Origin of the sequence: Paenibacillus jepli (assembly GCF_047238105.1) — a bacterium.
GTDB lineage: Bacteria > Bacillota > Bacilli > Paenibacillales > Paenibacillaceae > Paenibacillus_D.
In genome coordinates, this window is record NZ_JBDFMD010000001.1 from 1656110 (window position 1) to 1670974 (window position 14865).

At 46.8% G+C, this 14865-nt stretch carries 15 protein-coding genes; 13 read left to right on the forward strand and 2 right to left on the reverse strand.

The genetic code is table 11. The features are described from left to right. The first annotated feature begins 34 nt into the window (after positions 1–34). From ABC336_RS07435 to ABC336_RS07460, 6 genes are all read left to right on the forward strand, one after another. Complete coding sequence (locus ABC336_RS07435) at positions 35–625, forward strand: DUF6550 family protein (RefSeq protein ID WP_413238074.1); 591 nt, start codon at positions 35–37, stop codon at positions 623–625. Positions 626–689: 64 nt separating this feature from the next. Beyond that, positions 690–2420 (forward strand): DUF8193 domain-containing protein, encoded by a 1731-nt coding sequence (locus ABC336_RS07440; protein ID WP_413238075.1) that lies wholly within the window; start codon positions 690–692, stop codon positions 2418–2420. Between the two features lie 21 nt (positions 2421–2441). Continuing rightward, the gene (locus ABC336_RS07445) at positions 2442–3122 is read left to right on the forward strand and encodes a TraC-like domain-containing protein (protein ID WP_095398195.1); all 681 of its coding nucleotides are present in this window, start codon (positions 2442–2444) and stop codon (positions 3120–3122) included. Between the two features lie 3 nt (positions 3123–3125). Then, complete coding sequence (locus tag ABC336_RS07450; RefSeq protein ID WP_413238076.1) at positions 3126–3980, forward strand: C39 family peptidase; 855 nt, start codon at positions 3126–3128, stop codon at positions 3978–3980. After that, positions 3964–5775, forward strand: a complete 1812-nt coding sequence (locus ABC336_RS07455) for a VirB4 family type IV secretion system protein (protein ID WP_413238077.1) — start codon at positions 3964–3966, stop codon at positions 5773–5775. Before ABC336_RS07450 ends, ABC336_RS07455 begins: the two co-directional genes overlap by 17 nt. Positions 5776–5870: 95 nt before the next feature. Beyond that, positions 5871–6902, forward strand: a complete 1032-nt coding sequence (locus ABC336_RS07460) for a hypothetical protein (RefSeq protein ID WP_249413083.1) — start codon at positions 5871–5873, stop codon at positions 6900–6902. Between the two features lie 94 nt (positions 6903–6996). On the opposite strand, the gene ABC336_RS07465 is transcribed toward ABC336_RS07460, so the two are convergent. Beyond that, positions 6997–7914 carry a helix-turn-helix domain-containing protein gene (locus ABC336_RS07465; RefSeq protein WP_413238078.1) on the reverse strand — a complete coding sequence of 306 codons (918 nt, stop codon included), beginning with the start codon at positions 7912–7914 and terminating at the stop codon, positions 6997–6999. Positions 7915–8254: 340 nt separating this feature from the next. Further along, entirely contained in the window at positions 8255–9292 is a 1038-nt protein-coding gene (locus tag ABC336_RS07470; RefSeq protein WP_413238079.1) for an alpha/beta hydrolase, read from the reverse strand. A gap of 131 nt (positions 9293–9423) precedes the next feature. On the opposite strand from ABC336_RS07470, the gene ABC336_RS07475 reads away from it, so the two are divergent. The 7 genes from ABC336_RS07475 (at position 9424) to ABC336_RS07505 (ending at position 14714) form a co-directional block, all read left to right on the forward strand. Next, the gene (locus ABC336_RS07475; RefSeq protein ID WP_212940657.1) at positions 9424–9975 is read left to right on the forward strand and encodes a helix-turn-helix domain-containing protein; all 552 of its coding nucleotides are present in this window, start codon (positions 9424–9426) and stop codon (positions 9973–9975) included. A gap of 2 nt (positions 9976–9977) precedes the next feature. Beyond that, on the forward strand, positions 9978–10355 hold the full coding sequence (locus ABC336_RS07480) for a PH domain-containing protein (RefSeq protein ID WP_212940660.1): 378 nt from the start codon (positions 9978–9980) through the stop codon (positions 10353–10355). Positions 10356–10431: 76 nt separating this feature from the next. After that, positions 10432–10902 (forward strand): hypothetical protein, encoded by a 471-nt coding sequence (locus tag ABC336_RS07485; RefSeq protein WP_413238080.1) that lies wholly within the window; start codon positions 10432–10434, stop codon positions 10900–10902. A 121-nt stretch (positions 10903–11023) separates the two neighbouring features. Next, positions 11024–11734 carry a DNA alkylation repair protein gene (locus ABC336_RS07490; RefSeq protein WP_413238081.1) on the forward strand — a complete coding sequence of 237 codons (711 nt, stop codon included), beginning with the start codon at positions 11024–11026 and terminating at the stop codon, positions 11732–11734. A gap of 43 nt (positions 11735–11777) precedes the next feature. Beyond that, on the forward strand, positions 11778–12689 hold the full coding sequence (locus ABC336_RS07495; protein WP_413242462.1) for an SDR family oxidoreductase: 912 nt from the start codon (positions 11778–11780) through the stop codon (positions 12687–12689). Positions 12690–12956: 267 nt separating this feature from the next. Then, positions 12957–14234: a serine--tRNA ligase gene (gene serS, locus ABC336_RS07500; RefSeq protein WP_095398207.1), complete on the forward strand. Its 1278-nt coding sequence runs from the start codon at positions 12957–12959 to the stop codon at positions 14232–14234. A 75-nt stretch (positions 14235–14309) separates the two neighbouring features. Continuing rightward, on the forward strand, positions 14310–14714 hold the full coding sequence (locus tag ABC336_RS07505) for a DUF2268 domain-containing putative Zn-dependent protease (RefSeq protein WP_413238082.1): 405 nt from the start codon (positions 14310–14312) through the stop codon (positions 14712–14714). Positions 14715–14865 lie beyond the last annotated feature (151 nt).

The following is a 14865-nucleotide window of genomic DNA, read 5'->3' on the forward strand; positions in this document are numbered from 1 at the left end:
TCTATTCATTCAAATGAAAAGGAGTTGATTCATCTTGAAACGCAAAATATGGGTATGGACGGGCTGCATCATTCTTTTAGGAGCAATGGGATTATGGGCGTTAAACAATGATGGCGGCGGTAAATCTGCCAAGGTTGAAACCAACCAGAACGTTTCTCCATCTCCCAATCCTTCTGCCGCTGTTACGATACCGGATGTTACACCCGATCCATCTTCTGACGCTCAACTTTCTAATTCTAAACCTATCACGGTTCCCGACGTTCCCGAAGTAACACAAGATGCGGGTTCAAGCATTTCGGAATCGCCTGTGCTTCAACCGGAGAAAGAAGTTAAGGAAGTCGAAGTACCTCTTACCGAACCGGTTCCGACACCAAAACCGACAGAGCCGCCAAAGCCTAAGCCCGTAGAAACGGAGCAACCACAGGCTCCTGATACTCCTCCGACTTATGAGGAGAAAGAAACCCAGCCGAACAAGCCGCAAAATGAGCCGAATGCGGGCGACAAAAATAGCAGTGGCAAAGTCTTTGTTCCAGGTTTCGGTTGGGTCGAAGACTCTGGTGAAAATCAAGGCAGTCAAAGCAGTTCAGATGGAGATTGGAATAAGCAAGTAGGTACGATGGATTAAAATATTACATTGAGCTGAGGTACAGGTAATCGCCTGTACCTTTTTGCTTTGGGAGGAGATCAGAATGAAACGTTTCCTCATTTCAGTACTTTCTTTATTCATAATTGTGTCTTCCGTTAGTTCCTCAATCTATGCAAACGGTGACGGGAATATTGATAATGGCGGAGGAGACATGGGATCGGGAACATCGCAAAATAAATGGACCCCCGGTTATGACGGAGTAAGAATAACGATAGTTCGAGCAATAGATGAAAAGCCTGTCTCAAACCCTTTAGATTATACAAACAAAACACCTTCCTCCGGTTTAATTCATTTTGGGAAAGTCAGCAAACTCCAATATCGTAGCGGCACACTTCTTACGGTAAAGGTGGGAGGCTACGCTTATAAAATCCCCGCAACCCCAATGCCACGCATTATCAGCTCTGGTGATACCATAACCAACATTGAGGTCATCAAAAGATATTTCACGTCCGAAGGTGCAGTCAAAATGGTGGCCAACGATACCGGCATGGATTACGATACGTTGACCAACGGAAATTATAAGCTACTGCTGGAGCCCATTGCCTATCTTACCTTTCAAGGCGGATTCATGGCGATGACGGCTCATGAAGCGGCTTTATACGATCAAATCCTTAGTGGGGGTCTACGTTCCAAAATGGTGAGCCTCACCCATCAAAATCTGCCTTTGTCCATGTTTCTGGAAAATCCCGATCTTGATTTCCCCGCGTGGAGCGGCTCACGTAGCAGCAGGGTAAGCAACGACCAAATTATCACTTCCCTGGGACTTGGCATTGTCCGTTTTAACGGTGCGCCACCTACACCCCCGCCACCAAGTCAAACAAGCGTGCAGTATCGCACCAATACCGAGGTTATTACATCCGCACGTCTCTCCACTTCCGCCCCGATCACTCCAGAGTCCCCGGCCAGCGTTACTTTCCATATCATGGGCAGCAGCTACACCGTCAGTAATATTGTTATTCCAGAGGGAGACAGTCAACTGGTTTGGGTTAAATGGCGCACACCAAGCCAACCCCAGACGATTTCCATTCAGGTAAGCTCCTCAAAGGGCTCATTAAGCGCTTCTCCCATCACCGCCTCCATTGTCGATCTTAATCAGAATATACCTCCCGATCCGAAGGCAACGGACCGAAATGATAGCTTTCAAGAGCCCTCTATCCTTAGCTATACAGCCAAAACCACCGCTTCCTGGGGCATATGGTCTGCTCGCTGGCACGCCTATTGGGTTTGGATTCCAAAGTGGCAATGGATTAGCGCCGGACCGGATAGCGGTTATTGGGTGGACTTTGGGCACTGGGAAGATCAAGGATGGTGGGATTACACCTGGACAGGCTATAACGCCTCGCTTTCGGCCACACAATCCGTTACTCCTGATACCAAGTCTCCTAATACAGCTTCCGACCGCATCAAATCCGGATACGGCATTGAAATGGATGTATCTACTGCCGTGTCTTCTAATGCGCCCAGCAGCCACATGACTGGAGCGCAAAATGCCGTATCTTATTTCCCCGAATTTAACTATCAAACGTATTGGCGACTGCATGACCTGAAAACGAATGGATTGAACGCCAACCTCTGGTTAATGCCGAATGTCTTCTCCACCTACCAAAGTCGGGTACACTTCACGCCCATCTGGTACCCCGATGGTCCCTATACCCCGATTACGCGTGTATTGGATGCTTGGACACCAGACGGGATGCTCACGTTACAACTTCAAAGTTCAATCACAATATCTGATAACTTGTTCTCCGATTGGCATATCGCGCCACTAAAATAATGAAAGGATGGTGCTGCTTCCATGCTGCTGCCGATCCTCATCCTGCTCTTCTGCCTCATAGGCGGAGGAGCAGTTCTATTTTTCCTCCGAACCAGCAAGCGACGATCGCAAGCGACGAGTGATGCGGCTGATCAAACGGCGCAACAATTCGTCAACGTTCAAGATATTCAAGGACATTTCCTGTTTACATTGGACGGCTGGGTACTGTCTTACCTTCGCCTCTTTCCAATCAGCCTTGACCTGTTAAGCCTCGCAGAAAAGCGGCTTCTTATCCGAAAGCTAACCGCCGAGCTTTCTTCTATTCGATTCCCCTTTAAATTTCTGGCTGTCAGCCGACCGGTCGATATTTCCCCCTTAATTACCGATCTTTCCTCCTTGCTCCCCTCCGCCGATGCTACACAAAAAGAACTGCTGCGACAAGAATTGATGGAGATGAACACGTTGTCCCTATCCGGTGAAGTGGTTGAGCGGCAATTTTATTTGACGCTCTGGCAACGACAAGAACAGGGCGATGAACGCAACTTATTGGACAAGGCCAAACGACTTGTCCAGCATTTTGAAGATGCCGGAGTGCAGGCTCAACTTCTTAAGCAGCAAGAGATTGTTCGACTATGCAATTTGGTGAACAATCCGGCTTACAGTCACCTCGATCAAGATGACCCAGAGGAAGCCATCCCATTTTTATTTTTCAGGGAGGGATAACGCATGGACCCATCAACGGCTAAGTTACTAGCGCAACTTGCCGCCAAATTGGCTGCTGACGAAGAAGCGCGCAAACGTCTCCTCCTTCTAATCGCCGTTCCTATTGTCGCGCTTTTGCTTCTCGTCGCCATGATTTTACAACTGTTAACTTCACCGATTGAATCCCTCAAAATCTGGCTCACTCCCAATGAAGCTCCAATTGTTGAAAATTTACGCTCCGATTACGGATACACGCAATTGTTGCAAGCAGATGAAGAGGGTTACAAGGAAAGCAATGGCCAGCAATACGAAGGTGTCGTATTCCAGGACGGCGGCCGAGAAGTCGTGTACTTTAACCAACTAGATATCCGATGGGCAGACAAGCCTTACGGCCCAAACGATACGATTGGTGTTGCAGGTTGTGGCCCGACTTCTCTTTCCATTGTGGTCTCCACGCTAACCGGTCAAACGGTTGATCCGGTCACCATGTCCAAGTGGGCCTATGACAATGGCTATTTGGCAGAAGGCACCGGCAGCTACCACAGCTTGATTCCAGACGGAGCCAAACATTTTGGTTTACAGGTAACTGGTGCGACCGTTAAGGATAAGCAGACCATCGTCGATGCTCTGGGTGCCGGTAAGCTCGTTATCGCCATTATGGCCAAAGGGCATTTCACTTCATCCGGCCATTTCATTGTTCTGCGCGGCGTTACGGAAGATGGGCACATTTTAGTCGCTGACCCGGCTAGCAAGAAAAGGAGCGAGCAGTCTTGGGATTTCAATATCATCCTAACTGAAGCCCGACAAAACGCTGGCGGGCGGACCGTTTTGGATCATTTCATGAAAGGAGTTGGCACTTCTTATGTCACGCAATGCTAACGTATCCTCTAATTCATCTCTGTTGAACGCCATTACACCAATGGGCCTTGGTTTTTCACGTGCGGGCCTTACCGTCGGAGAAGAGGCAGCTAAAATGTATGGCGTCATCCAATACCCGCAAAAAGTGGACATTGGCTGGCTCTCCCCTCTCACCAATCTGCCTGCTACGATGGTCGCCATCGGTTTTCAGCCGATTGACAACAGCGCCTTAATCAATGCTATTTCCAAGTCCATTACCCAAAACCGCAGTCTGGCCGACAGCGCCAAAGACCCGCTTACCCGCCAGCGGGCAGAAAAAGCGGCAGCGGACGGCGAGCAAATCATGCTGCAAATTGACCAAAACGGCGAAACGGTAGGACTCATGAACATGGTCGTCATGCCGTTTGCCCATGAAGAAACGCTTTTCAACCGAGCTTGTCGCCGCGTTGAAAACACATTCAGCATGATGCGCTGTAAAATTCGCACGCTTGCTCATCTTCAGAAAGAAAGCTACACCCATTTGTCGCCTTTATATCCTGCTCAGGAGCCAATCGAAAATGTATTGAACAAAATCATGCCGATGAGTACCTTCGTGGGTGGTTTTCCGTTTGCCAGCAGTGGCTTCAATGATGGAACCGGCTATTACCTAGCCAAGGACGCCAGCGGCGGACTGATTATTGTTGATCTATGGCGGCGCGGCGGGGATCGAACGAATTCCAACATCGTGGTGATGGGCATAGCCGGTGTGGGCAAATCGACGGCGGTTAAACATATTGCGCTTAGCGAGTACATGAAAGGAACCAAAATCATTTTCGTGGACCCCGAATCCGAGTACAAAGAGCTAACTCTGCGCTTAAACGGCGATTGGATCAATGCCGGCGGCGGCGCAGGCGGAAAGATCAATCCGTTGCAAATTCGCCCAGCTCCTCGTGACGATGATGACGAGGAGCATCCGCTCTATAAGGATGAAGGAAACGGCATGTCGGATATGGCCTTGCATCTCAAAAATTTGGAGATATTTTTTAATCTTTACATCCCTGACCTTACAATGATGCAAAAAGCCGTTCTCAAGCAATGTTTAATCGAGCTATATCATCAATTTCAAATCACATGGACCACCGACATCACTAAACTGAAGTCCATGGACTTTCCAACGTTTTCTGATCTCCACAACCTTATCTCTGCCAAGGAACAAGCGACACAGGATGACATCTATAAAGAATTATCCCTGCTGTTGCACGATATTGCACACGGCGGGGATTCTTTTTTATGGAATGGCCACAGCACCATTCAAACCCGCAGCCGCTGCATTTGTCTGGATACGCATTCGCTTCAAAATACGTCCGATAACATCAAGAGAACGCAATACTTCAATTTGCTATCCTGGTGCTGGGAGCAGATGTCGCAGGATCGGAATGAACGGGTACTGCTAATCTGTGATGAATCCTATCTCATGATCGACCCGAACGTTCCGCAAAGTCTAGTTTTTCTTCGGAACGTCGAGAAGCGAGCACGGAAATATGAAGCGAGTTTGGCCATTATCTCTCACAGCGTCGTGGATTTTCTGGCTCCTGAAGTGAAGATGTACGGTCAAGCGCTGCTCGATATTCCTTGCATCAAAATCCTGATGGGAACCGATGGACAAAACCTCAAAGAAACTCGGGAACTGTACAACTTAACTGAAGCTGAAGAGGAGCTTCTCGCCAGTAAAAAGCGCGAACACGCTCTGCTTATGATCGGCTCCAAACGAATGCACGTTCACTTCGAGATTCCCGAGTACAAGTTTGCTTATATGGGAGCCGCAGGAGGACGATGAATGATGAATAAAAAGAAGCAACTCATCGAGCTTTTCATTTATATTGTCATCGTAATTGTAGGATCAATCCTATTGTTTATGAAAGAAGGATGACCATGATTCTGTATCTGACCAGCAATACGAATGTGAATTTACTGGATCAATTAGAGACGGAGCAGGAATTGCCGGTAAAAAAGCTGACCGGACAATTCTCGCTTCTATCCTTTGTGGTGAAAGACATGCGGCATTTTAGTCACGTTCGATACGTAACGATTGATCGGAAAGCCGTAATGGAATCTGATGAGGAAATGCTTCAAGCTCTGTTATCGTTTCAAACGATGTATGAAATTCGAATCATTGTCATTGCCGAAGGGCTGCCGGAGAGTAGCCCTTTTCTTCAACAACTGATCCGGGCTGGAATCACGAATGTAGTAACTTCAAAAAGTATTGAGACGATGTTATTAGAAATACAAGAGTGTTTTTCGGAGCAAGGGATGCAGCGTTATACTCATTCTGTTTCCTTTGAACCAGTAGAGGCAACGTCGGAAACAAATCAACCTGATGAAGAGAAATATATTTTTGACTGTAAGAACATTCGAATTGCCATAGCTGGTAGCGATCGACGGGTAGGCGTTACGACAACGGCAATGAATTTAGTTTTTTGGATTCAAGCCCATGGAGGGAATGCCTGTTATTTAGAAGCCAATACGAGCAAGCATTTGGCTCACATTATCCATCTGTTCGAGCCGGAGAAATCAGGGAACTCTTATGTAATGGAGGGGGCTAATTTTTATTTAACCCCTGAGTTTGATCGCGATTATAACTTTATTGTGACGGATTGTGGAGTTTTGGGTGATCCTAGGGTACAAGAATCCTTTATACAAGCAGATATTCGTATACTTTGCGGCTCGGCTATGCCTTACGAATTGCCGATGTTTTATCGGGCTATAGAGCGATGCAAAGACCTGCCTGTACATGTAATAGGATTATTTGTACCTGAAAGTTTACACTCCTACTTGCTTCAAATGATAAGAAACGACATTCTTTTCGGAGATAACTCTCACGACCTATTTGATTCTGTAGTAAACAGTCGGATATATAGACTATTTTTGAAAGAATATACGTTGCGTTATTCAAAATCAGATTGATACAAATATGAGTATTAGTATTTTCAAAAAAGCATGCTTGGAAAGTTCCTTGAATCGTGGAGGAAGATGTCAGAATGGACTGCCATCTTCCTTTTCAATCTTTACTACTTTTCCATGCAGTATAAGCGATTGTAAAAACGGCGGCAACCAGAAACACTAACCACCCAGGATGCCAAGCATTCCAAATAAAACCGATCGCCAGAAAAACAACAGCTGCCAAGGGCCAAATTACCGCATGAATCCAGCCATGTTTGCTCGATTCCTCATCTTTCTCATATTCCTTTACATATTCTTCATTGTTGGTAACCAATCGTTCGCCCTCCAATGCCGAACCTGCAATAATGAACAAGTACACAGCAGATGCCCATGTCAGCGGCATTAGCACTAAGAGGGGATCTCTATCAGCCTGACCAGTGTCGTTAGTCAAAAAAGGGATCCCAAAACTTAATATAATGATCACAATTCCGGTGACGATTAATATTCCATACCTTTTACGATTGACCAAGTTTTTCTGTCTAAAATCTTTAATAAACGAATCATCAAAAACTAATGGTTGTGTTTCAAGTTCCTTGTACGCTTTTACGCTAAAGCCTTGCCACACCAAGATAGCCACTCCAACAGCAACGACCATCATAAACAACACATAGCTAAACGCTTCTTGAAAATACATAGGCAATAAGATTGAGGCTATAAGAATAGCCACTCCGGCGGCGATTTTTTTGGCACCCTGCTTCTTACTTAAAAGATAGGCTTCCACAACTTCCTGACTGGCATAATAGCCTTCCTCAGTCGTTCCGTGTTCTCCAATGGACTGATCTTCATCCTTTAACAGGTAATCGAGCGAAACCTGGAATAGCCTGCTCATTTTCACCAGTTTTTCTGTTTCCGGAAATCCTTGACCGTTCTCCCATTTACTTATTGCTTGTCTGGAGACTTGTAGCTTTTCGGCAAATTCCTCTTGGGACCATCCTTTTTGTGCCCTCAGCTTTTTTAGTTTTTGATAAAATTCCATTCTCTTCACCTCACCCTTATCGTAAACCGACAGCCACTATTTATCTATCTATCAGAGGTTGCAACCTTGCCATTTTCCGGTTGCACCTTCGCTTTTTTTGCGTAGCATCGCGATTTTACTCGTTGCAAACACTCGTTAAGCGAGTTTTTGCAGGTGAGATAGCTAGACAGTAATTCTGTAATCAAACCCATGCAGTTACTAATCCGGGTTGTTGCCTCGCCATTCGAATTCCTCCATCCATTTCCACGAAGGTGCGTTCTACGAAAGGCAGAGCTCGCCTGTCAGTCGGTCGAATAGCTAGACAAACACAGCCCCTCTTGTTAACCTCGAGTTGCTCCATTCAATTTTGAAGCAAAGCTTTTGTCAGATTCGAAATTTCCTCGATGATAAGTCCAGGTTCATGGTGATGCACATAGTGGCCCGCACTATCTAATATTATTTGTTTGCTGTTTGTAGACCATTCCGCCAACGCTTCCTGAGACTCCGACCACCCCTGGATCGCTTGCTGATTGATTCCCGATGTGAACCAAATTAGCGGAAGATCCCCAAGATGACCGGCCTCGATTACTTTTTTAGCATTAGACTGCAGATGCAGCATTTCGTCAATGACGGTGTCATTCGAAAAATTTTTCAAGAACATCGCAAGCTGCAATTTCTTGAGCGACTCAGGAATATGTTGCCCATCTCCTTCTTCTGGCTGAAGCAAGGTATCGGCAACGGAATCAATATGGGATAGCATACGCAGCACGCCGGTGTTTTTCAACGTTTGCATGATCTTCTGAGCTGCTTTCGAAGGTGTCTCATAGGTCTCGTAAAATGTTGGATTGCCAGCATCAAGCAGAACAATACCCGCAACTTCTTCCGGGTGTATCTGGGCAAAGCGAATAGCCTCCAGAGATGCAATGGAATGTGCGACGAAAAGATAAGGGCCCTTCTCTCCGCTCTCGTGCAATAAGGTGTGCAATTCTTGCGTAATGATATCAATATCCCTTGGAACCGATGTTTGATCACTCCAGCCATAACCAAAGCGATCATAAACTACCACCCTGGACTGCTCTGAGAGTTTCTCATGCAACGGGTAGAAATCCACATATGGATTTTCCGTGCCATGTCCCGAAGCCAACACAATGGTCATATCTCCTTCACCTTGTGCGTACACATGCATCTGTTTCTCTTCAACCTCAACCATTGTGCCCAATGGCGGATATCGGGTGACTTCCGCCTGCTTGCTTCGATCTTGGTAAATGGAACCCGCGACTCCTGACACTACAAGCACCAACACGATAATCAGCACTACTTTCGGCCATCGCTTCTTAAACAACTTTGATTTTTGTTCTAATGTCATACTCAACCCTACTTTCATTTGTTGTTCGTTCATCCCGTTCCAACGAGCTTCATTTGCAATCTTGTCTCAATCATGATATTATCATTATATAAAATAATAATAGATAGTCAAGCAATCCTTATCGTTGCACATTCAGCAACCTATACAAATACGAGGTGATACTTGTGAAAAAAACCGATTTACTGCTTCATCCTGTACGGATGCGAATCATTCAACAGCTGCTTACGGGAGAACCTCAAACCATTATGCAATTGGTGGAAGCGCTTGGGGATGTGCCGCAAGCAACCCTATACCGCCATATGAAGCTAATGCTGGAATCCAACTTGATTGAAGTTGTCCAAGTCAACAAAATACATGGACAAGAAGAACGCGTCTATGCTGCCGTACAAGAAAATTTGTCCATTTCAGAAAGTGAAGCATACTCCGCATCTCAAGAGGACCATCTGCGGTACTTCTCCGTCTTCCATGCCAATCTGCTGCAACAAGCAACCGCTTATCTGAGCAAAACACCGGTTGAGCAGTACGCGGCAGACGGATTCGGCTACTGGAATGCACCGCTCCATATGACGGATGAAGAGTTTGCATCTTTTGTTGCAAGCATCAATGAATTGCTGGATAAGGTTGCCGCGTATAAGCCATCTCCAGAACGTAAAGCACGTCTTTTTGCTTCGATGATGATTCCGCAACCTCAAAAACCAACAAGTAAAGGAGAATAACGATGAATACTCAGTTTTTATTTAACTCTACTGAAGTCGTCTTATCGTTTTCCGGGTTAACAGCCATTACAAGTTTCAAGCGCAAATTGATAATTCCTTATTCCACGATTATGTCCGTGCAGACAGGGCCATTCCAAGAGCGCGTCACGGCATTGCCAACTGGAGGGGTATCTCTGCCCTTTTATCGGACTGGACGCTTTCTCCATAACGGAAAACGCACCTTTATGGCCTACTCGAAACGACATTCAGTCGTCATTCTCGAATTAGCTCCTTCGTCTTTGTACCAGCGTATCGTTGTGGAAACCGAACAGCCTGAACAAATCAAGCAAGAGTTAACGGCCCGCTGTCAGCATTTAAGATCTGCTTATTCTGAAACATAACTTAACAATTTTCGATAATATGACACGTATGCAAGTCCGCGTCGACGACCCGTTTGCATCCGTCTATCTGAAGTATATGAATGAAGAAGAAAATTATGGACTGATCCGTAAATTGACAAAAGACTATAGCTGCTATATACTCTTCCTCATTGAAATTGCAAATGGAGGGAATTTTTTGATCAAAGCTGGAAAATGGCTATTCTTACTCGTCGGTATAATCGTTTTAGTGTCATGTGCATCATATTTGGAAGCTGAACCTGAAGAAAAAGAATTTGAATTTGACGGAACTACATTAAACGTGATTCAGAATAGTATTCCAACCGATCTTTTTGCCGAAGAACGTGAAAATGTGAAGGTAGTGAGAAAACTACACGTTAAAAACGGCTCGGTTGACGCAGACTGGAGCTTGGTCGACAATACGTTGAACTTGAAAGCCACTTGTTTTGGTCTAGCAAATTGTGATGCACGATTCGAGGTCTACGTTCCTCTTGATGTGGAAGTTCTCCGCAATGGAAAGCCGACGCAGCTTACCGGAAAAGCTGAATGATCTACAATGTGAATATCAGCCGTGTTTAAGGATTTATTAAAGATTGTAGCAATCTACAAGAAATATAGGAATCGTCAATATGCCATACTATTAACTGTCTAATGAAAGGAGTCTTAGAAACATGGACAATCATACCGCTGAGCGTTTTATACATGAGTTGCAGCAACATCAAAATGAAGCCGATATTGAAAAAATGAAAAAGTTTTTTAAAGGTTCAGATGAAAACACAAAGTGCTTAGGTCTCAACATGCGCACGGTATTCCAAATTGCTAAGAAATTTACGGATATGCCTTTACCCGAAGTCGAACAGCTTCTGGAAAGCGATTATTATGAAGTGAGAATGGGCGCCGTGAGCATTATGGATTTTCAGGCCAAGACCAAGAAGCTCCCGGAGGAACACAGACAAGCTTTGTACGAGCTGTATATACGGAGGCATGATCGAATCAACAACTGGGATTTTGTCGATCGTGCCGCGCCATCTGTAGTCGGAAACTATTTGCTGGATAAACCGAAGGATAAACTGTACGACATGGCACACTCCTCTGATATTTGGGAACGAAGGACAGCTATGGTAAGTACGTATAGCTTTATCAAACAGGGAAACACCGAGGACACCTTTGCCATCGCTGAAATACTGGTAAACGATCCGGAAGAATTAATTAACAAGGCAGTTGGCAGTTTCATTCGTGAAGCCGGCAAAAAAGACGAAGAAAAGCTGAAGTCTTTCCTGAATAAGCACGCTCGCACCATGCCCAGAACCACCTTAAGGTATGCAATCGAGAAGTTTGATAAAAGTACAAGAGACTACTACTTAAATTTAAAGAAGAGTTAGCCTTTATGATGGAATTGAGCAAGGGAAAGAGGGATAGTAAGTGATGAAGCCATTATCAGGGAAAGTGGCTTTGGTTGCCGGAGGAACCCGGGGCGCAGGCAGAGGCATCGCAATTGAATTGGGGGCGGCAGGTGCAACCGTCTACGTGACAGGCCGTACAACACGGACGAGGCGCTCTGAATACAACCGACCGGAAACGATTGAAGAAACCGCTGAACTCGTTGATCTGGCCGGCGGCACCGGAATTGCGGTGCAAGTCGATCACCTCGATCCCGTTCAGGTTCAGGCTTTAATCGCAAGAATTGAACGCGAGCAAGGTCAACTGGACATTTTGGTTAACGATATTTGGGGCGGCGAATATATGGTGGAGTGGAATGTCCCCGTGTGGGAACATTCATTGGAAAACGGGTTGCGTATGCTCCATCTGGCCATAGACACCCATATCATTACAAGTCATTACTCGCTGCCGCTACTCATCCGCAAGCCGGGCGGGCTCGTTGTGGAAGTCACGGACGGCACGAAAGCCTATAATGAAACAAACTACCGGTTGTCGTTATTTTACGATTTGGCGAAGAACTCCGTCATCCGAATGGCCAAGTCTTTGGCGCATGAACTTGCCCCCTACCAAGGGAGTGCCCTCTCTGTATCGCCAGGCTGGCTACGCTCAGAAATCATGCTGGAGGAATACGGCGTAACCGAAGCAAACTGGAAAGATGCGCTCGTCCGCGAACCGCATTTCATCATTTCCGAAACGCCACGCTTCATTGGTCGCGGGATCGCGGCATTGGCTAATGATTCACAATCCGCTCGCTGGAGCGGACAATCGACATCAAGCGGTGAGCTTGCCAACGAATACGGGATAACGGATCTCGACGGCTCACGGCCGGATGCTTGGCGTTACATCGTCGAAGTTCAGGATGCGGGCAAGCCGGCAGATGCTAAGGGGTACCGGTAAATCTCAGCCCCTTGATTACATTGAGCAGTCTAAGATATACTATAAAAATAATGACATCAGGCCGATGATGAGAATCCAACTCGGAGGCGTTTTCGTCAAGGGGAAAAGTTCCCCCTAAGTTAACCGGGTCCGCCCGTTACCGTGGAACTGAGTGGATTGAGCAGTTTATGCTGTTCGATCAATTTGGGTGGCACCGCGAGAATAGCGCTCTTCGTCCCAATCGGACGAGAGCGCTTTTTATATTCTCATTAAAAGGAGTTCGTTACCATGTTGGACATCAAATGGATTAGGCAAAATCAAGCGGAAGTGCAAGCCGTCGCGGATCAAAAAGGGATTTCCCTCTCGATCTCTCAATTGGTCGCATACGATGACAGAAGGCGGAGCCTGCTCCAGCAGTTGGAGCAGCTGCGGCAGGATCGCAACCGGCTAAGCCAGGAGATCAGCGGGTTGATGCGGAGCAATGAGCGTGAGAAGGCTGACCGCAACAAACAGCAGGTGAAGGAAATCAATCAACGCTTAAGTACCGTGGAAGAGGAACATAAAGAAGTCGAAACCCATTACAGACAGCTCATGCTCCATGTACCCAATGTGGTGTCGCCGGATACGCCTGCGGGCAGCTCCGATCATGACAATGTAGAGGTAAGAGGGGCAGGTGAACCGACAAGGTTTGATTTCGAGCCCAAAGATCATGTCGCGCTTGGCGAGCTCCATCAGATGATCGATATCCCCCGCGGCGTTAAGATCGCCGGCAGCCGCAATTACTATCTTACAGGCATGGGAGCGCTCTTGCACCGGGCGGTCCAGCAGTTGGCCCTCGATGTGCTCATCCAAAGAGGGTTCACGCTGCTTGAGGTGCCGCTCATGGTCCGGACAGAGGCATTGGTCAATACCGCACACTTCCCGCTAAGCCAAAGTCAGACGTTCAGGATGGCAGAAGAGGATAAATGGCTGGTGGGTACATCGGAGGTGCCGCTTGTGTCATATTACGACCATGAAATCGTGGATGTCACCGAGCCCATCCGACTCGCTGCCATCTCAACCTGCTTCCGCAATGAGGTAGGATCGGCAGGAAAAGACGTTCATGGCTTGTACCGGTTGCATCAGTTCTCAAAGGTTGAGCAAGTCATTTTGTGTGAAGCCAGTTTGGATACATCGGAACAGCTATTGCAAGAGATCACAGCCAATGCGGAAGAGATCCTGTCGTTGCTTGAGCTGCCTTATCGCGTCATGGCTGTATGCACAGGCGACATGTCTCAAAAAACCTACAAACAATGGGACATCGAAACCTGGATGCCAAGCCGCCAAGCGTACGGTGAGACTCACTCCGCCTCCAATCTGCTGGATTTTCAAGCCCGTCGTTCGAACATTCGATACCGGAATGCAGACGGCAAGACGCAATTTTGCTACACCTTGAACAATACTGCCATCGCTTCGCCCCGTATATTGATCCCACTGCTGGAGAATCATCAGCAGGAAGACGGATCCATCCGGATTCCGGAAGCGTTGCGGAGATACATGCAAGGGCTGGAATTTCTGAAGCCCTGATAATCTAAGGCAGCCCTTCTGTCCACAGAGGGGCTGTAGGTTTTATGATCACTAGAAGTGCGCTTTGATAGGAGGTTGGGAAGCGGACACATCGAGCGAGGGAGTTTGCCCGATGAAAATCTCGATATACTGCCGTCAATCGTGGCCCATGAATTCCACCATACCGTCTTGTTTGCGAACGGCAAGTGGGATTTTATGGATATTACTGTTGCCAAATATTTGGCGGTGGAGGGGCTTGCCGAGAGATTTGCTGAGAACCTGTACGGCTTTGAATCGCGGCGACCCTGGGTGAATAGATTAGCTTGCGATGAGTTGGAGCAAGCGCGGCGTGTGATTAGGAAAGCGCTTGACGTTAAGGGGTTCGGTGAAGTACGCAAGTATATGTTCGGAGACCAGGCGAGCTACGAGGGTGCCGAACGTACGGGCATCCCTCCTATAGCGGATATGCCATTGGGTACCGTGCTGTTCAGGCCTTCCTAAAGAAGACAGGGGATTTCCGTTGAAGAGGCTGCACTATTGAGCGGAGAAGAAATCATGAAGAATTCAGGATACTTCCAAAATGTTTAATGTTCCCTTCGTAGTAGAACAACGAATATTGTTCGGTGCAGAATGCGAGAAGCGGCGTTGAAGA

Bases quoted from the DNA above. Each gene is read 5' to 3' on its own strand.
- serS (WP_095398207.1), top strand. From the start codon at position 12,957: ATGTTGGACATCAAATGGATTAGGCAAAATCAAGCGGAAGTGCAAGCC.
- ABC336_RS07445 (WP_095398195.1), top strand. From the start codon at position 2,442: ATGCTGCTGCCGATCCTCATCCTGCTCTTCTGCCTCATAGGCGGAGGA.
- ABC336_RS07440 (WP_413238075.1), top strand. From the start codon at position 690: ATGAAACGTTTCCTCATTTCAGTACTTTCTTTATTCATAATTGTGTCT.
- ABC336_RS07490 (WP_413238081.1), top strand. From the start codon at position 11,024: ATGGACAATCATACCGCTGAGCGTTTTATACATGAGTTGCAGCAACAT.
- ABC336_RS07485 (WP_413238080.1), top strand. From the start codon at position 10,432: ATGAATGAAGAAGAAAATTATGGACTGATCCGTAAATTGACAAAAGAC.
- ABC336_RS07495 (WP_413242462.1), top strand. From the start codon at position 11,778: ATGAAGCCATTATCAGGGAAAGTGGCTTTGGTTGCCGGAGGAACCCGG.
- ABC336_RS07465 (WP_413238078.1), bottom strand. From the start codon at position 7,914: ATGGAATTTTATCAAAAACTAAAAAAGCTGAGGGCACAAAAAGGATGG.
- ABC336_RS07470 (WP_413238079.1), bottom strand. From the start codon at position 9,292: ATGAACGAACAACAAATGAAAGTAGGGTTGAGTATGACATTAGAACAA.
- ABC336_RS07460 (WP_249413083.1), top strand. From the start codon at position 5,871: ATGATTCTGTATCTGACCAGCAATACGAATGTGAATTTACTGGATCAA.
- ABC336_RS07480 (WP_212940660.1), top strand. From the start codon at position 9,978: ATGAATACTCAGTTTTTATTTAACTCTACTGAAGTCGTCTTATCGTTT.
- ABC336_RS07450 (WP_413238076.1), top strand. From the start codon at position 3,126: ATGGACCCATCAACGGCTAAGTTACTAGCGCAACTTGCCGCCAAATTG.
- ABC336_RS07455 (WP_413238077.1), top strand. From the start codon at position 3,964: ATGTCACGCAATGCTAACGTATCCTCTAATTCATCTCTGTTGAACGCC.